Genomic DNA, 20889 nt, shown 5'->3' on the forward strand with positions numbered 1-20889 from the left:
TCAAGAATAATCATTTCCATTGAGCATAGCTATGATTATTTTATTTTTGGAAAAAATACAATTATGGGAAAAGGAGATATAAAAACTCGAAGGGGTAAAATCGCCAAAGGCACGTACGGTGCGAGAAGACCCAGAAGTGCAAACAAGAAAACAGTAGAACAACCTGCTAAAAAAGCAGCTAAAAAGAAATAACGAATGAGATTAGTATGGCTAATCTGCGCTGCATTGATGGTTCATGTAGCAGTGGGGCAAAAGACGTACGTGGGAGTGAAAGCAGGTGGTCATGCTTCTTCAGCATTTATCGAACACACTATTTTTAACCTAAACCTCAACTCCACCTTTTTACCTGGAGTGAATAGTGGCGCCTTTGTAAAGTATCTGCCCAAACCGGGAGATTCATTTTTGAATTCAGGTATTCAGCTTGGGGTGAACTATGTTCAGAAAGGGTGGAAGCAAACATTCCTGACCGATGAGCCCAATTATACAGCTCGAATGAGATACCTGGAGGTTCCTTTGGAAGGTTTTGGTTACTTCGGTGAAAAAAACAAGTACTTTTTGTCAGCGGGCTTTTACATGGAGTTTCTCATGAGCGTTGATAAAGATGACGATCCGGACCCGGAGAACATTGGGAGTGCTGATTTTTACACATATGAAGAAGGTCGTGATCGTGAGTTCGGATATGGTGGTCGATTAGGAGGAGGTATTTTTCGTGATTTACCTATAGGCACCTTTCAGATCGAAGGATTTTTTAGCTACAGTTTCAGTAATTTTATAAACCCGGGTGATCTGTCTACTGAAAGTCCTGATATATCCAATCATTGGGTTGTCGGATTTACTGTTGGGTATATGATTTCTCTGGGTAATAAAACTGAATAATGAAAAGTAAACTTAGCTCGTTAAAATACATGTATGTTTTATTGCTGCCCCTGCTTGCTTGGGTCAGTTTCAATGCTAAGGGGTGGCTCACCTATCTACCACTTCTTGAGTCGTTTCTGTTTATTCCACTTTTAGAATTGGCTTATAAGCCTGATCCAAACAACCTGAGTTCAGAGGAGGAAGAGAAGCGAAAGAAAGATCCGGTTTATGACTGGCAGCTTTACATCATGGTTCCGGCACAATTTATCCTCCTGGGAGCTTTCTTACTTTCTATGCAGGAAGTCGGACTGACCTTAGTTGACAAAATCGGAAGAATCAGTGCTATGGGACTCATGTGCGGAGTTATTGGAATAAATGTAGCACATGAGCTTGGACATAGAAGTAAATGGCATGAGCAATTCATGGCGAAAGCATTACTACTTACTTCGCTTTATATGCATTTCTTTATTGAACATAATAGGGGCCATCACAAAAATGTAAGCACCAAAGAAGATCCATCTTCGGCGAGATATGGTGAGATGCTTTACAGCTTTTGGGTTCGGTCAGTGGTTTTCGCATATCTATCAGCATGGGAACTTGAAGCTAAAAGGCTGAAAAAGAAGGGATCATCTGTATTATCCCTCAAGAATGAAATGTTACAATTTCAACTGATTCAAATAGTTTTCACTTTTGGGATCGGATTTCTTTTTGGATGGGTAGTAATGGGATATTTCATGTTAGCAGCGGTGATGGGCTTTCTGCTTTTGGAGACAGTCAATTACATCGAGCATTATGGATTGGAGCGTGGTAAGAAAGGAGAGGTATATGAGCGTGTGATGCCACATCATTCATGGAATTCTGATCACAAGATTGGGAGACTGATATTGTTTGAGCTTTCACGACACTCAGATCATCATTACATCGCCAGCAGGAAATATCAGATTCTGCGTCACATTGATGAAAGCCCACAAATGCCTACCGGCTATCCCGGAATGATGATACTGGCTACCATCCCACCGCTTTGGTTTTCAATTATGAACCCCCGAATCAAGAAGATCAGAGCTCAGGAATTAGCTCAAGCTGCCTAGAGGTTCAACCAGTAATTGATCTTAAAGACAATCGCCCTGTTTCTGGTTTGGAAGCCGTCGGTGATGTAATTGTCTGTATAGACGAGAAATATATCCGAAACAGGCTTAAATCTCCATTGGAATCTGGAGTTGTGTCCCAGATTTTCACTCTGAGAGTTGTATTGAATAAATGTGGTAAAAAACACATTGTTGCTAAGAGTTAGATCAAAGCGCGGACCAATAAGGTACAAATCTGCATCATTATAGGGATCTGGGAGATTAATCCGGTTGTATTCACCATTTAGTTCAATCTGCATGATTGGAGGTAGTCTGAATGTAAGTCCTAGTTCCGCATTGAATCGCTTACCATTGAAGAATCCTCCGTTACTTACAGAAGCCCTCACAATAAAATTTTTTCTTCGATCTGTTCGATAGAATATCCTGTAGCGATACCAACTATGACGTGTATTTTCCTCTAGTTCAAGCCCATCAGATCCTGAAGGATCGAAAGAGGAGGTCAATGAAACAAAATCCCATCCTGAACCAATCTCTAGATATGAGGTATTTAGAAATGATATACGATACTCGATTCCGGCATCATTATCTAACCTGTCCCAATTGTTTGTGAGCACACCTCCAAAACCAATCCCGGGTCCATGCCGCTGTACAAGACTACCTTCTGCGGGAAATATATTGAACTCCGTACCTGCATCGAAATTTGTTACGCCAGGTCTGGGCACAAATCCCACTTCTGCGTTGTGATTTTCGCCTATCCGCTGAAAATTAACACGAGCCCCGAATGTTGGTTTTTGATACCTTAGGAAAGCACCCGTCGCATACTTTTCATCAGTGCTAACACCCGGATCCAATGACCTGTGATAAAAGAAATCTCCTTCCCAGCTGTTGTCTACTGTGGCAAGATTGTAATCGAGACCATAGACATAATTATACTCGCTAAGTCTGACCAAGGTGTCTTTTGGTTGAAGTTCCCTTCCTTGCAAATCTTCTAGACGTCCTTTTATAGAAAGAGTGTCCGAATTATATTCAACTTCTGATTCTCCAAGATTATTCCGCCCAACAAAAATGGCACTTAAACGTGAGCGACTAAAGATTTGTCTCTCTAATACTGCGACAGAATAATTTTGAGCTGGCGAGATTTCACTGCTGGTCTCATCTCTATTGGTAGTCATATTCAGTGCTCCAATTCTCCATTTGCTCCCAATCTTACCGCTCAGTCTGGCTCCAGCTATAATTGGAACATTTCTTCTTGTTTCGCCTGCACCCTGAATACCAATTCTTCTTGAGAAAAATGGTCGGGATCTTCCAAATCCTCCATCGGCGAAAAGATCTTGATTCTCAAGGAAAAATTGCCTTCGCTCAGGAAAGAATATTTCAAAACGTTGAAGATTAGTTACCTGCTGATCTACTTCCACTTGTGAAAAGTCCGGATTGAAAGTAAGGTCTACATTAAGTGAACTTGAGACTGCAACTTTCGCATCAAATCCCGCATCCAGTTTATATTCTGCTGGCTCACCTTCTTCATGGTTTTTTCCTGCACTTGAAGCCACATAAGGTATAACAGTCATATTTGGCCCAGCTGGTTTTGGAGGGTTATCCCAATTTAATCGGCCCGTAAATGTCATGTTACTCATTCGATATCCTAGAGGCACCTGAATCCACGCGGTTTGCTCATTTCGTTTCAAGTTGTTTCGCAAAATCTGTAAGTTCCACTGGTTTACATTGTTGTAGCGAATGGTTTTAAATGGAATTGATATTTCAGCAGACCAGAAGTTTTCACCCTGATAAACTGAACTAAACCACTTGTTATCCCAGTCGTCTCTTACACTTCCTCCCAATAACACTAATCCCTCTCTTTGAACATTATTAGGAGTTACCTGAAATGAGAAGCCGTTTGTTTTGTCATTATAGGGATCGATGTAGATAGCAACATTATCATTGCTACTCCAATCAAAATCCCTTCTTCGCGTGGTGGATATATAATCGCCATCGATATAATCATAGCAAATCACACCTATAAGAATAGATTTATCTGTATAGGTAATCATGAACTGGGTACTATCAAGCGCCGGTTGGTTGTCGGTTGGAAAGGTTTGGTAAAACCCACTACCTCTGGGGAGCGTTTGCCAAACCGGTTCATCCAGTTTGCCATCTAGTTGGATATATTCATCAGTTGACTCAATATAATAATCTACCTCGTCAGGTCGATTTTGAGCCATCCCAAAAATACTTACCAATAAAAAAAGAAGTGTGACTGTTTTCTTAGTCCTGCTCATTCAGTGGGATTAGGTGCTGATCCGCAATTGATCTCAAGAAATTCTTGTTAGAATTGATACTTGGATCTTTGTAGATATAAGCAGATAGATCTGCGATAACACCCGGCTTGTATCCCAAATTCAAAGCCAGTTTTTCACAGAATCTAATTTCGTTTGAATGTACCTTACCATCAGCTTTCATCATTCTGATGATATTGAACAGGTAGTTGAATTTCTCATCAGGGGGCAGATCCTTCAGTTTAGGAATCGGCCGGGGATTGTTAACTATTTCAGCGGTCTTTTCTTCTGAAATACCCAATCCGTCGGCGATAAACATGATCAATCTATATTCTTCTTCGGCTACTACATTATCGGCCTTAGAAAGGTGAGCCAGAATGCTTATTTGTTCTTCGTGAGATAACATGGCGGAAATTTAGTTTAAAAACATCAATAGCTCTTAAGCTTATGCGTATGGTAGCAAAAAAAAATAACAAATCTTAATTGCTCCTTGTTTTTTAAAACTAAATACAATTAGCTTAGCAATTCAAATGATGATAATAAAAACATATTGGTGGTGGCATGTAAGCAATTTTGATTGTTGACGAGCCACTGCTGTGTTTAAAAATATATAAACCCTGACAGTTATCGTCAGGGTTTTTTTTGTTTATAGCCATGAGTAAAATAAAAATACATACACGAGAACGTAAGATTTTGGCAGATACCATTACCCCGGTAAGTATCTTCCTGAAATTGCGTGATCGGTTTGCAAACTCTTTTCTGTTGGAAAGTTCAGACTATCACGGTGCTGAAAATAGCTTTTCATATATCTGCTGCTCTCCAATTGCTTTCATAAAATGTGAAAATGGTCATGTGTCTAAAAAATTCCCGGGTCAATCAATGGAGAAGTATCCTTTGAAAGACTTGAAAAAAGAAATTGATGTATTTACTCAATCGTTTGAGAGTGAGGATTCTGAAGGGTTTATTCGGTCAGGTCTTTTTGGTTACTTCAATTATGATGCAAAAGCTGAGTTCGGAGATTTATCCATTCAAAAAATGGACGAATCCACACCGATTACTCAGTACCATCTGTTTCAATTCATCATCGCTTTGGATCACTTTAAAAATGAGTGCCACATTATAGAAGCTTTTGTCAACAAGCCTGATGATGAGCTTTTTGATGAAGTGTCATCCCTCATCCAACAACGAAATATTCCTGGTTATCCATTTAGTACCAAAGGTGAGCGAGTTTCCAATAAATCGGATGAAGAATATTTGGAAATGGTCAAGAAGGGAATTCATCATTGCCATGTAGGAGATGTTTTTCAGGTCGTGTTGTCCAGAAACTTTCAAGTTCCATTTCAGGGAGATGACTTTCAGGTCTATCGAACGTTACGTTCTGTCAATCCATCACCCTATCTATTCTACTTCGATTATGGCAGCTTCCGGATTTTTGGCTCTTCGCCGGAAGCTCAGATCGTATTAAAAGATGGAAAAGCAGAAATCCATCCAATAGCAGGTACTTTCCGACGAACAGGTAACGATAAAGCTGACTCAGAACTAGCTGAGAAGCTAATAAATGATCCTAAGGAGGATTCTGAGCATGTGATGTTAGTTGATCTCGCCAGAAACGACTTGAGCCGAAGTTGTGATAATGTAAAGGTGGAAACCTATAAAGAGGTTCAATACTACTCCCATGTTATTCACCTGGTTTCTAAGGTGACTGGAGAAATAAAAAAGGATTCTTCGTTCATGGACATTGTTGCCGAGACTTTCCCGGCTGGAACATTATCGGGTGCTCCTAAAATCAGGGCGATGGAAATCATAGAGGAAAATGAAAATACGCCCAGAGGCTTCTATGGAGGTGCGGTTGGGTTTATGGATTTCAAAGGAAACTTCAATCATGCTATCATGATCCGGAGTTTTTTAAGCAAAAACAATGCTTTGAAGTTTCAGGCGGGAGCCGGAGTGGTTGCACAATCTAAACCGGAAAATGAATTGCAGGAAGTATTTAATAAAGTAGGTGCATTGGAGCATGCGATTAAGGAAGCAGAGCAATTATGAAGAAAGTACTAATCATAGATAACTACGATTCCTTCACATACAATCTTGTTCACATATTACGGGAATTAGGTGCTATAGAACAGATACGAATTGTGCGAAACGATCAATTTGAATTGAGTGAAGTAGAGGACTATAGTCATATTCTCTTATCACCGGGACCGGGCTTACCAAAAGATGCTGGCCTCATGCCCAATGTGATTGCAAAATATGCATCCACTAAAAATATATTGGGTGTCTGCCTTGGTCATCAGGGAATTGGAGAAGCATTTGGGGCCAGGCTGTTCAATCTACCAAAGGTTTACCATGGCATGGTTACCCCGATTGAATTGAAAGCTAATGATCAGCTTTTCGAAGGTCTACCAACCTCATTTAATGTCTGCAGGTACCATTCTTGGGTCGTGGATAAGGAGACACTGCCGGATGTGTTAGAAGTGACAAGTGTAGCAGAAAATGGAAATATTATGTCTTTTAAACATCAGGATTATGATGTTCGAGGTGTTCAGTTTCACCCGGAATCCATTATGACAGAACATGGGAAACAGCTAATGAAAAACTGGGTGGAACTATAAAACAGAAAACTCCCCCTTTGAAGGGGGGGTGTGTTGGGAAATGTGGAGGAGGGGGATGTAAGACACGAAATATCATGAAAGAAATACTAAACAGATTAATAAACAACCAAACGCTATCCAGGGAGGAGGCAAAGGAGGTTTTGACCGGACTGGCTACCGGACAATACAATAACAGTCAAATCGCCTCCTTTCTTACGGTCTATCTCATGCGTGCCATTCGGGTGGAAGAACTTGAGGGTTTTAGGGATGCCATGTTGGAACTGTGCAATCCGGTTGATCTGGAAGGATATAACGCTATTGATGTCTGTGGAACAGGTGGAGATGGAAAGAATACATTTAATATCTCAACGATTTCTTCCTTCATCGTAGCGGGAGCCGGGGTGAATGTGGCCAAACATGGTAACTATGGCGTATCATCAGTCAGTGGTTCTTCCAATGTGCTTGAACATCTGGGAATAAAGTTTTCCGGAGACTCTGATCAAATGAAAAAATCTATGGATGCATCAGGCATCTGTTTCATGCACGCTCCGCTATTTCATCCAGCCATGAAAAATGTAGCACCTATCAGAAAAGAATTAGGTGTTAAAACCTTCTTTAACATGCTCGGACCAATGGTGAATCCATCTTTTCCGCCTAATCAATTGGTAGGAGTGTTCAGTCTGGAATTGGCCAGGTTGTATGGATATCTATATCAAAATACGGACAAAAACTTTTCAATCGTTCATTCACTGGACGGGTATGATGAAGTTTCTCTCACCAGTGAATTTAAACTCATCTCAAATATCACAGAAGAATTGATAGCGCCAGATGACATGGGCTTTGATATGCTGTTTCAGGAGCAGCTACATGGTGGTGAAACAGTAAAGGAAGCAGCGGAGATATTTAATCAGCTTTTGTCAGGGAATGGAACAGCAGCACAAAACAATGCTGTGTTGGCCAATGCTGGCTTGGCTATTTCTACAGTCAAGCAAAGTCCCTATACTGAGGGAGTGGCAGAAGCGAAAAGCTCACTTGAAAGTGGAAAAGCCCTAAAATCATTTAAAAACTTTTTAAGCATCAATAGTTAATGGATATCCTGTCTGAAATAGTAGCGAATAAGCGCAAGGAAGTAGAAGCAAGCAAGGAACTTTATCCGGTAAAGCTGCTTGAAAAAAGCATGTACTTTGACGGTAAACCGGTTTCACTTAAAAAGTACTTGCAGAGAGAAGATAAATCGGGAATTATCGCTGAGATAAAAAGAAAATCTCCCTCGAAGGGGATTATCAATGCACATGTCTCTGTTGAGCGAACATCTATTGGATACATGCAGGCCGGTGCTTCCGGTTTGTCTGTGCTCACAGATAAAGATTACTTCGGAGGTTCTCCGGAGGATTTGAAAGTCGCCAGAGCATTCAATTTTTGTCCCATTCTTCGCAAGGACTTTATGATTGATGAATATCAGGTCATCGAAGCAAAATCTTTTGGAGCGGATGTGATCCTTTTGATTGCTGCTGTCCTCGATAAGAAAGAGATCGAGAAGCTGGGAAAGTTGGCTCAGGGATTGGGTATGGAAGTTCTGCTTGAGGTTCACAATGAAGAAGAGTTGAACAGAAGCATTACAAACAAAGTTGATTTAATCGGTGTGAACAATCGAAACCTTAAAACCTTTGAAACGAACGTGCAAACTTCATTGGATTTAGGGAAAAAGATACCTTCAGATTTCGTGAAGGTTTCTGAGAGTGGACTAGCTGATCCAGAAATAATCAAAGAATTAAAGAAGGAAGGGTTTGAAGGGTTTCTCATGGGGGAGACTTTCATGAAAAATGGACGACCTGAAAAGGCTGCAAAAGAATTTATAAAACGATTGGCATGAATAACCTAAAACTAAAAGTCTGCGGTATGCGCGACCCGGCAAACATCAGTGGGTTACTTGATCTCAAACCTGATTTTATTGGATTTATTTTCTATCCAAAATCACCCAGGTATGTAGATGAAATGGATGAAGATTTCATCATGCGTATTCCTTTGAGCATTCATAAGGTTGGTGTTTTTGTGAATGAAAGTCTGGAGAAGATAGTGGCAGCGGCAAATAAATATGGGCTTGAATATATTCAACTCCATGGAGATGAGGATTTGGATTTTGCCAAAGCTGTTAAAGCAAAAGGGCTGAAAGTAATAAAGGTGTTTCGTGTTATGGATACCATACCAGTAGTAGCAAAGAAGTATGAGGGAATAGCTGATTATTTTCTATTCGATACCAAAACGGCGGATTACGGTGGTTCTGGACGTCATTTTGATTGGAACATTCTTCGGAATTACAACCTGAATGTTCCTTTTCTATTAAGCGGAGGTGTCCAGCTTGAAGATATTGATAAAATTAAAGAAATGAATATTGAAAAACTTATAGGCGTAGATGTCAATAGTCGCTTTGAGTTGGAGCCTGGATTAAAAGACCTGGGGAAATTAAAGTTATTAAAGGAGGTATTATGAGTAGGTTCAATGTGGATGAAAAAGGATACTACGGGCAATTTGGAGGAGCCTATATCCCGGAGATGCTCTATCCGAATGTGGAAGAGCTTAGGAAAAACTATTTACAGATTATTGAATCCGATGATTTCAAAGTTGAATTCGATCAGCTACTAAAAAACTACGTAGGACGACCAACACCATTATACTTTGCTTCAAGGCTTTCTGAAAAGTACAATACTAAAATTTACCTCAAAAGAGAGGATCTATGCCATACGGGAGCGCATAAGATCAACAACACCATAGGTCAGATTCTTTTGGCAAAGCGATTGGGTAAATCAAGGATAATTGCCGAGACAGGAGCGGGACAGCACGGGGTAGCTACTGCCACTGTTTGTGCGCTGATGGGGATGGAATGTGTGGTGTATATGGGGGAGATTGATATGGCCAGGCAAAAACCCAATGTGGAACGAATGAAAATATTGGGAGCCGAAGTAAGACCGGCATCTTCCGGTAGCAAGACCCTCAAGGATGCTACCAATGAAGCCATGCGTCACTGGATCAACAACCCGGGTGATACGCATTATATCATCGGCTCGGTGGTAGGTCCACACCCGTACCCGGACATGGTGACTCGGTTCCAGTCGGTCATAAGTGCAGAGATTCAAAGCCAGCTTCAGGAAGTAGAAGGAAGAAACGCACCAGATCATGTGATTGCATGTGTAGGAGGAGGTAGCAACGCTGCTGGCGCTTTTTATCATTTTCTGGATGACGAATCGGTTAACCTAATTGCCTCGGAAGCAGCCGGAGAAGGTGTGGCGTCCGGAAGGTCCGCGGCTACTACTACGCTAGGTAAACCAGGTGTGCTTCATGGAAGCAAGACCATTTTGATGCAAACAGATGATGGGCAGGTTGTGGAACCTTATAGCATTTCTGCGGGATTGGATTATCCAGGCATTGGACCTATGCATGCCCATTTATTTGATGCAGGTAGAGCGGAGTTTTACAGTGTCACGGATGAAGAGGCGATGATTGCGGGGGTAGAGCTTAGTAAACTGGAAGGAATCATTCCTGCAATTGAATCAGCGCACGCATTGGCTGTTTTGGAGAATAGAAGGTTTGATCGTAACGAAGTTGTGGTTATGAGCCTTTCAGGGAGAGGTGATAAAGACCTGGAAACATACATTAAATGGGGGAAGTATTGAGGTATGAAAGATATGATTGTTATGAATAGAATTGATCAGGTTTTTAATGGAAACAAAGACATCCTTAATGTCTACTTCACTGCGGGTTACCCTAACCTTGATGATACCATTCGGATCGCTAAAGCACTTGAAGCGGCAGGAGCTAATATGCTGGAGATTGGTATTCCTTTTTCTGATCCAGTCGCTGATGGCCCTACCATCCAGGAAAGCTCGCAGCAAGCCCTAAAGAATGGAATGACAGTAGAGGTGCTTTTTGATCAATTAAAAAATCTAAGAGAGTATGTAACCATCCCCGTTTTACTGATGGGTTATGTGAATCCAATCATGCAATATGGAATTGAGCGATTCTGTGAAGTGTGTGCCGAAGTTGGAATTGATGGAGTAATCATACCGGATTTACCTATGCAGCAATATCTGGAACATTATGAAACCCACTTTAAGGAAAAAGGCATACATAATGTATTTCTCATTAGCCCCAATACCTCGGAGGATCGAATTCGTAAGATTGATGAAAACTCAAGTGGGTTCATCTATGTGGTTTCATCCTCCAGCATTACAGGTGCTAAAGCGGGTGTGCAAGATGGTCAACTAGCCTATTATCAGCGGATAAAGGAAATGAAACTCAAAAACAGAAGATTGATTGGTTTTGGTATTTCTGATAGGGAAACCTACCAGACGGCATGCAAGTATGCCGATGGAGCCATTATAGGAAGTGCATTTATCAAACAATTGAAAAATGATGCTTCAGATAGCGTAATAAATGACTTTGTAAAAGGAATTAAAAAATAAGCTCGGTTTTCTCTGCGAATTACTCAGGGATTTTAGCGGTTAATTAATATGATCATACAACTAGAAAGCGGTGTAAATGGTGAGGTGCTCAACTCTGTAGAGCAGGAGCTAAAGTCATTGAAATACAAGACTACTCATGTCAAGACGCAGTACGGAAGCTATCTCATCGGTACGGGAAAGAGGCAGTTTGATATTCGTAAAATCGGACATCTTAAAGGAATCAAGGATATCCATGTTGTATCGGATGATTATAAGCTGGTTTCTGCCAAATGGAAGGTGAACCCAACGGTGATCGACCTGGGTGATGATGTCAAAATAGGAGGAGGTCATTTTGCATTAATGGCCGGACCTTGCAGCATTGAGGGAGAGGAAAATATCATAGATACCATCAGCTTCCTTAAAGCCAATGACATCAAAATCATGCGTGGTGGGGTTTACAAACCACGAAGTTCACCGTACTCCTTCAGGGGATTGGGAATTGATGGATTGAAGCTGTGGCACCAGCTGGCACGAGAAAATGGGATCAAGATTGTATCTGAGGTAATGCAGGTTTCTCAGATAGAAGCAATGCATGATTATGTGGATATGTTTCAGGTAGGTGCCCGAAACACACAGAATTACAATCTTTTGGATGAATTAGGCAGGGTAGATAAACCGGTTATGATCAAACGTGGAATCTCAGGAACAATTGATGAGTTGTTGCATAGTGCTGAGTATGTATTCTCAGGCGGCAATGAACGATTGCTTTTGTGTGAGCGTGGAATTCGAACATATGAGAAAGCATCCAGAAACACATTTGACATCAATGCAATACCGATACTAAAAGAGAAATCACATTTGCCTGTGATTGCAGATCCATCGCATGGAATTGGCATTCGTGATCATGTAGGATCTGTGGCCATGGCTTCAACGGTAGCTGGAGCAGATGGGATCATCTTTGAAACACATTGCAGGCCTGAGGAGGCATTTTCTGATGGTCAGCAAACACTGGATTTCCAGGAGGCTGGCAAGCTTATAGGAAAATTGAGAACATTAAATAGTATGGCGAATTAGATATGAGGCAGATTTACGACAACTACACACAAGAAGACTTTGAGGTTTGGAAAATTTTGTTTGATCGACAGATGAAACAATTTCCCACACATGCATGCGATGCATACAAAGAAGGATTAAAGATTGCCAATTTTGAGACAGGGCTGATACCAGACTTCAAGGAGACCAATCAAATTCTACAGGATTCTACAGGCTGGCAGCTGGCGGTAGTACCGGGTATTGTTCCGGATTATACTTTCTTTGAACTGATGGCCAACAAGCGATTTCCGGCTACAACGTGGTTAAGGAAAATGAAAGAGCTGGATTACCTGGAAGAGCCTGACATGTTTCACGATGTGTTTGCGCATGTGCCTCTTCTTACCAATCAGCATTTTGTCAACTTCCTGGAAGAACTGAGTAAAATTGGATTGGAGTACGTCGGAAATGATTATGCCATTCAGCTGCTTTCAAGAGTGTACTGGTTTACGGTGGAGTTTGGATTAATTCAGGAAAAAGAAGGGGTCAGAATATATGGAGCAGGTATTCTATCCTCGGCAGGCGAAACTAAATTTTCATTGAGTGAGGAGCCACCTAAACATAAGTTCAGTATCGAACATATGCTGGAGACCTCTTATCGTAAAGATGTGTTTCAAACCGAGTATTTTATTACAGAATCGTATGAGCAGCTTTATGAGAGTATTCCTGAGATAAAAAAGCTGATGCAGGAGAAGTTGGCAGCTATAGCATAATGTGCATAAGCTGGTGGAAAACTATGGTAAAACTTGTTGAAAACTAAGTAGTTACAAAATTTGGAGATGTAAAATTATGGTCTACATTAGTATCATCAAACAAGGGATAGGAAACTGAAACGGAAGTTTCCAGTCGGACAAAGGGAAGTTGATTTTAAGTTTGGCTTGGATCAGCGAAGTTTGAAGGACTGTAGAAGAAAAGCGATTGAAGGGCAACTTTCAAAGCGCATCCAAAGGGATTCCGAACAGTAGTTTGAAATATTGCAGTTGCTTCGGCAGTTGCAGTATTGGAAGGGCGAAAATCAGTCATGATTCTTCGCCCTTTTTGTTTTTAAGAACAGGCAATACTCCCCCACAAGGATACTTTCTATTTCAAATTTTACTTTAGCTTTTCAAAAAAAAACTAAGGAAATTAGGCTTTGCTAATGTTTTGAATAATCAAGAAAGTATCTGTGGATAAACCGGTGGAAAAATATGGTAAAACTTGTTGAAAACTAAGTAGTTACAAAGTTTGGAGCCGTAAAATTATCATCTACATTAGTATTATCAAATGAGGGATAGGAAACTGAAGCGGAAGTTTCCAGTCGGACAAAGGGAAGTTGATTTTAAGTTTGGCTTGGGTCAACGAAGTTTGAATGACTGCCTAAGAAAAGCGACCTGGAGGCAACTCCTGGAGACGCATCAGAAGGGAATCCGAACAGTAGTTTGAAGTATTGCAGTTGCTACGGCAGTTGCAGTATTAAAAGGGTGAAAATCAATCTGATTCTTCACCCTTTTTGTTTTTTGTACTATCAGTATTTCTTCTGATTCAATAAATCAATCAAATCCTTATCTTTAGGGAAACAATCGCCTAGCCAAATGAAGAAATTTGACGTCTGTGTCATCGGTGGCGGACCTGCAGGATATGCAGCAGCCATGAGAGCCATTGATTTCGGTAAACGTGTAGCACTTGTAGAAAAAAACAAACTCGGCGGAGCGGGGATACACCAGGGAGCCCTTTGGAGTAAAACATGGTGGGAGATATCCCGTGAGGCTCGAATGATCAACCTACATGGAAATACGCTAAATCTAAATAACACCGAGTTTAGTTTTGAAAAGGTGAAAGGAGAAGTAGCCCAGGCTGTGGAGCAGCGTGTGAGCCTCCTTACTCACCATATGGAAAACATAAACCTTGGACTTGGTGAAGAGCTTTTCGAGTACATACATGGGACAGCCAAAGTCACAGGAAAGAACACAGTTGATATTGTCGGCAATGGTCAGGATAAGACCATAGAAGCGGATTATATAATTCTAGCTACTGGTAGTGTTCCACGAAAACTCCCACATTTACCCATCGATGAAGAGACGGTTTTTACTTCAGATGGATTAAGTAATCTTACAAAGTTTCCAAAATCCATTGTGATAGTTGGTGCCGGAGTAATCGGTTGCGAGTTTGCGACCATTTTTTCCAATTTCGGTCACACCAAAGTTCACCTGATTGACAAGGGAGACAGAATTTTGCCATTTGAAGATGAGGACGTAGTAAAGGTGATTGAAAAGAATCTGGAGAAAAAGGGTGTTCTGATCCATCGAAATTCCCAGCTGATAGATATGAAAGTGGATGAGGGTGAAGTTGTTTATATTCTTGAATATGATGACGGAACTAAAGAAAGCTTTCGAGTAGAGAAGGGTCTTATCTCGATCGGAAGAATCCCTCAATACGATAACCTTTTAGATGATAATATAGGTGTTGAAGTGGATAGCCGTGGCATAAAAGACGACCTTACTAAAACTTCAGCTTCTAATATTTATGCCGTTGGAGATATTACAGCAGATATTTCCCTCGTTAATGTTGGAGAGCTTGAAGGTCGATATGCGGTTGAGCGAATATTTGGAAAACCTGAACAACCGCTTATTTATAAAAATATCTCCACCATTATGTTCCTTGATCCAGAAATTGCTGGTGTGGGTATGAATGAAATTCAGGCCAAAGAGGCAGGCCTACAGTATAAAATGGTAAGCTTGAATTATGAAACAATAACACGAGCTACTGCCATGCGGAATACGGAAGGGTTTATCAAAGTTATTGTCACCAATGATGATGATATGAATATCCTGGGTATGCGGGTGGTAGGTGAGCATGCCTCCAGCGCCATTCAGGCAGTCGCCTTGTTGATTTCTCAAGATAAAAGTATCAAAGAGCTGGCCGAGTTGATCCATCCCCATCCATCTATCATAGAGGGGATTCAGGAATGTGGTAGAATTTTAATGGGCAAGCCATTATTCAAGCCCCGGGTCCTGAGAAGTGCTATTAGGTGTCAGGTGTGGGACGGGAAAGGATATCAGGATTTGGTAAAATAAGATTCTTAATGAATATCAATACTCTGTTTCAAAACATCTTACAAACTGGGGGAGGAGGGGTAAGAGGTTTGCGAGAGATTGCTTTTTAATCTGCAAGTATTTGTTATCGCTTGCATTGTTTACCCAATATTAACTTTCAAAGCTTAGACTTATCCCTGATTTTCAGTATTTTAACTGAATATAAATCACCTTAGCTATGGATTCACCTACCAACACACACCAGCGTGTTGTGAATGTCCATTTAATAAGTCATATAACCAGGACTTGTCATTTTGGATTTTTACTACTCTTCTTGCTCTTTTCACACCACCTTAATTCTCAGGTTCTTATCAATGAGGTCGTCACTAATCCACAGGTTGATTGGAGTACAAATACTTTCAATGGTTCTGACGGGTTGGGCACTATAGATGCCAACGATGAATGGATTGAACTCTATATCACCTCGAATGGATTAGACCTGACGAACTGGACGGTAGAAATGAATGATGGCACTGATGCCTCAGGATCAATCGCAGCTGGAGGTGCATTCATAACCATGAATTATGTATCTGGGACAGGAGGTACATTCACAAACACAAATGCCGGAGATTATATCGTATTAGGTCAGCCCAACGGCAGTACGATGGATGCAACAGTCACTGTAATTCTCAGAGATAATACTTCTGCTTTAATTGATCAGGTTGAAATAGCCGGAGGGTTAGGAACAATGTTCACCGGGGTTTCAACTGGAGTTACCAATGAATCTGTTTGTAGAATCCCCAATGGCACAGATACGAATAATGATGCAGCAGATTTTGTGTTAACTCAATCAACATTAGGAGCCAATAATTCTCCTTTAGGCACAGTCTTAATCAATGAAGTAATAACAGAAGCCCAGTTTGATTGGGGAGAGAATGGGTTTAATGGAACGGTAGGAGCCGGCCCTATCAATGAAAATGATGAGTGGATTGAGTTATATATAGCAACAACAGGGCTAAACCTGACTAAATGGATCATTACAGCTGATGATGGAGATCCTATTTCTGGTGACCTCACCAGTCGGGATGCAACAGGCAATGGTGCGTTTCAGGAAATTACCTATTTCGGTTCTGGTTCATTTACGAGCACAATGGCGGGTGATTATCTGGTGTTGGGTAATCCACAGGGAGGTGAAGCAATGAACAATGAAGTGAACGTCACATTGTTAGACCCTTATGGAACAACAATTGATTTTGTTGAAATCGCAAATGGGTCAGGAACCGGATTTGATGGGAACTCTTCAAATGTAGATGACGAATCTGTCTGTAGGATTCCAAACGGACAGGATACGGATGTGGAGGCGGATGATTTTGTGAAGACCCGGGCTACTCTGGGAGCTAACAATTCACCACAGGGAACAGTCCTTATTAATGAAGTCGTTACAGATCCGGTACAAGATTGGAGTGCTTCTGGATTCACTGATGCTGAACCGGGAGGAACAGCCGGCACCAATGATGAGTGGATCGAGCTATTGATTCTTAGCTCTGGGCTAAATCTAATTAAGTGGCAAATCTCGGTCGAAGACGGGACAGACTTTAGTGGAGACTTAACAAGTTCGGGCGCATTCAGTGAATCTGTTTATGTAGGAAGTGGAACTTTTAATAATACAGTTTCGGGCGATTATTTGATTCTGGGCAATCCGGTCAGTACACAAACAATAAATAATGATGTTTATATAACATTAACTGATCCATATGGTACACTGGTAGATGATGTTGAAATTGGAGATGATGCAGAAGGAGATGGGGCTGATGGTGCTCCTAACGGAGCTTCATCAGCAATCTCGGACGAAGCTGTTTTCAGGGTACCAGTTGCTGAGGATACAGATGTGGATGCAATGGACTTTCAAAAGGGATTGCCATCACTAGGGATGGAGAATGGAGTTATTTATGTAGATGCAACTGCTCCCGATGATACGGGATTGGGAACCCCATTAAATCCGAAACAATTGATTCAGTCGGGATTGGATATAGCAGTGGACAATGGCCGGGTGATAGTAGCTGCAGGCACTTATTCGGAAAATATTACCATTTCCTCATCGGTAACGCTAGAAGGAGCTAATGCTGGAATTGCCGGGAATGGTTCTAGAGGAGCAGAGACGATTAATGATGTCTCAGGGGTAGGGATTTTAATAACTGCTGATACCGTGATCGTAGATGGCATTCAGCTTGGAACCGATGCTTCTACATCCGATATCACAAATGGAATTATCGCGAATGGTAATACAGGTATAACTATTCAGAACAATGTGATTTATACCAATAGTGTAGGGGTAGTGGTCGGAAATGAAAGTTCTGGCATCATCAGTGTTGCTGATAATGTTATTTCAATGCTTGCCATTGAGGACGCCACTAGTCCAACTGATGGCAGTATCGGAATAGCTGCTTTCCTGACATCAGGAAACTTAGATTTGGATTTAACTAATAATAATGTTGCAAATGCTTCATTGGGAATATCTACCTATGGTCTTCAATCCAGTGTAGAAGCAGTTATCGATGGAGGTACATTTACAGGTTGCATGACTGGTATTTTACCCGCAAATACGGATGGAGTTGGCGGATTTTATCCCTCGACTTTAACCATTCAAAATGTAACTATGTCTGGGTTTGCCACCGATACTGATGTGACAAATATTGATACGGAAACAGCGGTTTATGCACTTGCAGCAGGAGGTACTTCTACTGATGATATTACCATAACTATCGATAATCTTGATGTTTCCGGGGTAAATAATGATCTTTCTAATTATTCTGGAGTTGTCATAGGTGATTTTCCATCAGCACCGGATGGAGCAGGCATTGATGCTACAATTATCAATTGCAATATTCATGATAATCAAAATCGTGGTATTTATGTCCGGGGTGGTGATGCCATGGCTACCATTTCACAATCCTCGATAACAGGAAATGGATTTGATCCCACTGCTGCAGGTGGGAATCCGGGATTTAGTGTGATGGTAAGAGAGGGGGCCAACGCCTCAGTTACCAATTGTTTTATCACAAATCCATCTGCACTAAGTAGCGCAGAGGATATCCCAAACGATTATTATACGGCGGGCCTAAGTGTTTTTTCAGGCGGAAGTCTGGCAGTTAGCAATTCTAATTTGGATCAAAATGGAAATGGATTCTTAGCAGAGACTTCCGGAATTGATCTTTCAGGCAATTACTATAATACTACTAATGAGTCTACCATTCAGTCTTTAGTAGGAGTGAGCAATGACTTCACACCCTGGCTATCGTCAGGTACGGATACCGATTTGATCACCTCAGGATTCCAAGGAGACTTTGATGCGTTAATTATCGGCAGCTTAAGTCCGCAAACTTCAGGTGGTCGCTTGCAGGAAGGGCATGATTTGCTTAATGCAAATGGCACATTAACAGTTTTACAAGATGACTATGGTGAAACTCTGACCGTATCTAAAAATATCTCTATCAATCCAGAAGCAGCTACCACAATTGATGATTTGACCTTAAATGGTGGAAGATTAACTGTTCTGGCGGATTTTGAAATAAATAATATCCTCACGATCACGAATGGAATACTAGATATAGACCTGGACGATGGGGATAAATCTGATGATCCTGCACTGACCCTAAATAATGTGGTAGCCGGTTCATTTGATTCAAACAATCACATTGAAGGTAAAATGGAAGTAGCTATAGCAGGTACCTTCAATTTCCCTGTAGGTGATGAAGGAGATTACAGGCCGGTTACGCTTGACCCCACCAATGCGACCACCTTTTCCGTTTCTCATGTTTCAGATATTGCCCCGGTTGGTGGCGGCTCAAACGGAGATATGAGAGACTTACATGGAGATGCAAGTAGTGTATTGGGCGGCTTTATTATGAGCACATTGCATTTGAGATATTGGGACATAAATATAGTTTCCGGCACCCCGGGAGATACGGATGTGACATTACAGATAACCGAAGCAGATAATGCTTCTGATCCTTCAACACTTGGGGTTATACGTTTTGATGGAACCGACTGGGTAGAGCTAAATAAAACAGGTTCTGGGGGCACCAATCCATATACTGTAACGGGAAGCACGGACACTTTTAGTGAGTTTTCGGTTTACTCAAACAATTCCGCAGACAACCCATTGCCGGTAGAGCTGGTTGATTTTCAAGGAAGAATTATGGGCATAGATATAAGACTGAGCTGGACAACCATGTCTGAGATCAACTCCGAATATTTTCAGGTAGAGCGTAGTGAAGACGGAAATGTATTTTCCGCCATTGGAAGTGTTTCAGCTTATGGGAATACCAATTTGCGACATGATTATGCATTTGTGGATATGAATGTTGGGATAAGAATGTATTACTACCGGTTGAAAATAATAGATTTTGATGGGTACTATGAGTATTCATCTATTATTCAGATGATTCCTAACCTGTCCAGTGTACGAGCGAAGGCCTATCCAAATCCTGCCAGGGATTTCATACAAATTGAAGGGATAAATCCTGATTATATAAAGCATCTGGCTTTCTATGACCTGAATGGCAAAATGCACAAATCCATCACTGATTTTGAGCAGCTCATGATTCAGATTTCCGATCTTCCAGGGGGGCATTATTTAATCCGACTGAAATTGGTGGATGGAAGTGTGTTTGAAGGGAAAGTGATTAAGGAGTGACGACCAGATATGGCGCTGTGGCCTCCGAGCTTAATTAATTACGATAAAAGTAGCTTATCTGCCGGTGCATTCAAAGCTTGCCTTTGCCGGCAGGCAGGTATCAGATACGCACTGCGTCATGAAGATAAAAACTCCCACGAGAAGGAGAGGGTAGAAAGCACTTCAGTTTCTTGGCGGCCGATAAGCGGGATGTTTTGCAGGCACTTGGCAGATGGCTAAGTAAGGCCATGCGCAATATCGTTTGTTACCTGTTCGCCTTTTTATGTTTAGCCTTCAATTTTTTGAGTTGTTCAGCCAAATATGCACGCTCCTCAGTTAATGACATGTTCATGATGTCATGGCTAACCTGATCACGAATTTCTCTCATTCGTTCGACCATCGTTTGTGTTTTAGTTGCTGTCTTCATCTCTAAAAATTTCGTTCGGTGTTCGGATTTCAGTCATCTGATATCCTTCCCTAAAGTTAATGGAATTATATCCTCTTATACGTTCAAGGTTCACAATATGCTTAAAGTTCCAGCTTGCGAGTACGTCCGCTTTGTAAATTGTAGCCAATGCAATATGCTGACAGTCAGCCGTGCTTGTTCGTCCAACAACGTTCTCAGAAATGTACAGTTCGGCTAGTCGTTTGGCTTCCTGGGATAATTCGACTCTTTCAACATTCTGCAACGATTCGTAGAGTTCTACTATGGGTTCAGAATGGATTTGAACAGCCAACTGGCTGACTGTTCCTAATTTCTACCTGAAGTTTGTCCAAATAATCTGATAGGGGATTGAATCACTAGTTAGGTTTAAAGACCTGGCCTGTTAGTTAAAGTTCCCCTATCAGTATCCTTTAGTTAAACATGATT

At 41.2% G+C, this 20889-nt stretch carries 18 protein-coding genes; 14 read left to right on the forward strand and 4 right to left on the reverse strand.

The features are described 5' to 3' along the window. Positions 1-63: 63 nt before the first annotated feature. The 3 genes from RIC88_RS01720 to RIC88_RS01730 are packed head-to-tail and all read left to right on the forward strand — an operon-like array spanning position 64 to position 1943. Positions 64-192 (forward strand): 30S ribosomal protein THX, encoded by a 129-nt coding sequence (locus RIC88_RS01720; RefSeq protein WP_350215696.1) that lies wholly within the window; start codon positions 64-66, stop codon positions 190-192. A 3-nt stretch (positions 193-195) separates the two neighbouring features. After that, positions 196-876 (forward strand): porin family protein, encoded by a 681-nt coding sequence (locus tag RIC88_RS01725; RefSeq protein ID WP_350215697.1) that lies wholly within the window; start codon positions 196-198, stop codon positions 874-876. Then, positions 876-1943: an alkane 1-monooxygenase gene (locus tag RIC88_RS01730; protein ID WP_350215698.1), complete on the forward strand. Its 1068-nt coding sequence runs from the start codon at positions 876-878 to the stop codon at positions 1941-1943. The genes RIC88_RS01725 and RIC88_RS01730 overlap by 1 nt, the downstream gene beginning before the upstream one ends. Here RIC88_RS01730 and RIC88_RS01735 read toward each other — a convergent pair. Both RIC88_RS01735 and RIC88_RS01740 read right to left on the reverse strand, forming a co-directional pair. Beyond that, positions 1940-4216, reverse strand: coding sequence for a DUF5916 domain-containing protein (locus RIC88_RS01735; RefSeq protein ID WP_350215699.1), 2277 nt, complete (start codon positions 4214-4216; stop codon positions 1940-1942). The two genes, RIC88_RS01730 and RIC88_RS01735, sit on opposite strands and share 4 nt — an antisense overlap. Continuing rightward, entirely contained in the window at positions 4203-4619 is a 417-nt protein-coding gene (locus RIC88_RS01740) for a tellurite resistance TerB family protein (RefSeq protein WP_350215700.1), read from the reverse strand. Before RIC88_RS01740 ends, RIC88_RS01735 begins: the two co-directional genes overlap by 14 nt. A gap of 248 nt (positions 4620-4867) precedes the next feature. On the opposite strand from RIC88_RS01740, the gene RIC88_RS01745 reads away from it, so the two are divergent. The 11 genes from RIC88_RS01745 (at position 4868) to RIC88_RS01795 (ending at position 20039) form a co-directional block, all read left to right on the forward strand. Then, entirely contained in the window at positions 4868-6256 is a 1389-nt protein-coding gene (locus RIC88_RS01745) for an anthranilate synthase component I family protein (protein WP_350215701.1), read from the forward strand. Next, positions 6253-6825, forward strand: a complete 573-nt coding sequence (locus RIC88_RS01750) for an anthranilate synthase component II (RefSeq protein ID WP_350215702.1) — start codon at positions 6253-6255, stop codon at positions 6823-6825. Before RIC88_RS01745 ends, RIC88_RS01750 begins: the two co-directional genes overlap by 4 nt. Before the next feature lie 74 nt (positions 6826-6899). Then, the gene (gene trpD, locus RIC88_RS01755; protein WP_350215703.1) at positions 6900-7892 is read left to right on the forward strand and encodes an anthranilate phosphoribosyltransferase; all 993 of its coding nucleotides are present in this window, start codon (positions 6900-6902) and stop codon (positions 7890-7892) included. After that, positions 7892-8677, forward strand: a complete 786-nt coding sequence (gene trpC / locus RIC88_RS01760; RefSeq protein ID WP_350215704.1) for an indole-3-glycerol phosphate synthase TrpC — start codon at positions 7892-7894, stop codon at positions 8675-8677. Before trpD ends, trpC begins: the two co-directional genes overlap by 1 nt. After that, on the forward strand, positions 8674-9294 hold the full coding sequence (locus RIC88_RS01765) for a phosphoribosylanthranilate isomerase (RefSeq protein ID WP_350215705.1): 621 nt from the start codon (positions 8674-8676) through the stop codon (positions 9292-9294). Before trpC ends, RIC88_RS01765 begins: the two co-directional genes overlap by 4 nt. Next, the gene (gene trpB / locus RIC88_RS01770) at positions 9291-10475 is read left to right on the forward strand and encodes a tryptophan synthase subunit beta (RefSeq protein ID WP_350215706.1); all 1185 of its coding nucleotides are present in this window, start codon (positions 9291-9293) and stop codon (positions 10473-10475) included. The genes RIC88_RS01765 and trpB overlap by 4 nt, the downstream gene beginning before the upstream one ends. Before the next feature lie 21 nt (positions 10476-10496). Further along, a complete protein-coding gene (trpA, locus tag RIC88_RS01775; RefSeq protein WP_350215707.1) occupies positions 10497-11264 on the forward strand; it encodes a tryptophan synthase subunit alpha in 768 nt (255 codons plus the stop codon). A 48-nt stretch (positions 11265-11312) separates the two neighbouring features. Further along, a complete protein-coding gene (aroF, locus tag RIC88_RS01780; RefSeq protein WP_350215708.1) occupies positions 11313-12317 on the forward strand; it encodes a 3-deoxy-7-phosphoheptulonate synthase in 1005 nt (334 codons plus the stop codon). Between the two features lie 2 nt (positions 12318-12319). After that, entirely contained in the window at positions 12320-13045 is a 726-nt protein-coding gene (locus tag RIC88_RS01785) for a phenylalanine 4-monooxygenase (protein WP_350215709.1), read from the forward strand. An 858-nt stretch (positions 13046-13903) separates the two neighbouring features. Beyond that, positions 13904-15385 carry a dihydrolipoyl dehydrogenase family protein gene (locus RIC88_RS01790; RefSeq protein WP_350215710.1) on the forward strand — a complete coding sequence of 494 codons (1482 nt, stop codon included), beginning with the start codon at positions 13904-13906 and terminating at the stop codon, positions 15383-15385. Positions 15386-15581: 196 nt separating this feature from the next. Continuing rightward, entirely contained in the window at positions 15582-20039 is a 4458-nt protein-coding gene (locus RIC88_RS01795) for a T9SS type A sorting domain-containing protein (RefSeq protein ID WP_350215711.1), read from the forward strand. Between the two features lie 244 nt (positions 20040-20283). Here the strand turns inward: RIC88_RS01795 and RIC88_RS01800 are convergent, their stop codons facing one another. Continuing rightward, a complete protein-coding gene (locus RIC88_RS01800; RefSeq protein WP_350215712.1) occupies positions 20284-20445 on the reverse strand; it encodes a hypothetical protein in 162 nt (53 codons plus the stop codon). Then, entirely contained in the window at positions 20429-20755 is a 327-nt protein-coding gene (locus RIC88_RS01805; RefSeq protein ID WP_350215713.1) for a PIN domain-containing protein, read from the reverse strand. Before RIC88_RS01805 ends, RIC88_RS01800 begins: the two co-directional genes overlap by 17 nt. Between the last annotated feature and the right edge of the window lie 134 nt (positions 20756-20889).

The sequence above is a fragment of the Ekhidna sp. genome (genome assembly GCF_040220215.1).
Classification (GTDB): Bacteria; Bacteroidota; Bacteroidia; order Cytophagales; family Cyclobacteriaceae; genus Ekhidna.

Excerpts from the sequence above, each read along its gene's own strand:
- RIC88_RS01725 (WP_350215697.1), top strand. The coding sequence starts at position 196 with ATGAGATTAGTATGGCTAATCTGCGCTGCATTGATGGTTCATGTAGCA.
- aroF (WP_350215708.1), top strand. The coding sequence starts at position 11,313 with ATGATCATACAACTAGAAAGCGGTGTAAATGGTGAGGTGCTCAACTCT.
- RIC88_RS01740 (WP_350215700.1), bottom strand. The coding sequence starts at position 4,619 with ATGTTATCTCACGAAGAACAAATAAGCATTCTGGCTCACCTTTCTAAG.
- RIC88_RS01795 (WP_350215711.1), top strand. The coding sequence starts at position 15,582 with ATGGATTCACCTACCAACACACACCAGCGTGTTGTGAATGTCCATTTA.
- trpD (WP_350215703.1), top strand. The coding sequence starts at position 6,900 with ATGAAAGAAATACTAAACAGATTAATAAACAACCAAACGCTATCCAGG.
- RIC88_RS01785 (WP_350215709.1), top strand. The coding sequence starts at position 12,320 with ATGAGGCAGATTTACGACAACTACACACAAGAAGACTTTGAGGTTTGG.
- trpB (WP_350215706.1), top strand. The coding sequence starts at position 9,291 with ATGAGTAGGTTCAATGTGGATGAAAAAGGATACTACGGGCAATTTGGA.
- RIC88_RS01730 (WP_350215698.1), top strand. The coding sequence starts at position 876 with ATGAAAAGTAAACTTAGCTCGTTAAAATACATGTATGTTTTATTGCTG.
- RIC88_RS01735 (WP_350215699.1), bottom strand. The coding sequence starts at position 4,216 with ATGAGCAGGACTAAGAAAACAGTCACACTTCTTTTTTTATTGGTAAGT.
- RIC88_RS01790 (WP_350215710.1), top strand. The coding sequence starts at position 13,904 with ATGAAGAAATTTGACGTCTGTGTCATCGGTGGCGGACCTGCAGGATAT.
- RIC88_RS01745 (WP_350215701.1), top strand. The coding sequence starts at position 4,868 with ATGAGTAAAATAAAAATACATACACGAGAACGTAAGATTTTGGCAGAT.
- RIC88_RS01720 (WP_350215696.1), top strand. The coding sequence starts at position 64 with ATGGGAAAAGGAGATATAAAAACTCGAAGGGGTAAAATCGCCAAAGGC.
- trpC (WP_350215704.1), top strand. The coding sequence starts at position 7,892 with ATGGATATCCTGTCTGAAATAGTAGCGAATAAGCGCAAGGAAGTAGAA.
- trpA (WP_350215707.1), top strand. The coding sequence starts at position 10,497 with ATGAATAGAATTGATCAGGTTTTTAATGGAAACAAAGACATCCTTAAT.
- RIC88_RS01765 (WP_350215705.1), top strand. The coding sequence starts at position 8,674 with ATGAATAACCTAAAACTAAAAGTCTGCGGTATGCGCGACCCGGCAAAC.
- RIC88_RS01800 (WP_350215712.1), bottom strand. The coding sequence starts at position 20,445 with ATGAAGACAGCAACTAAAACACAAACGATGGTCGAACGAATGAGAGAA.
- RIC88_RS01750 (WP_350215702.1), top strand. The coding sequence starts at position 6,253 with ATGAAGAAAGTACTAATCATAGATAACTACGATTCCTTCACATACAAT.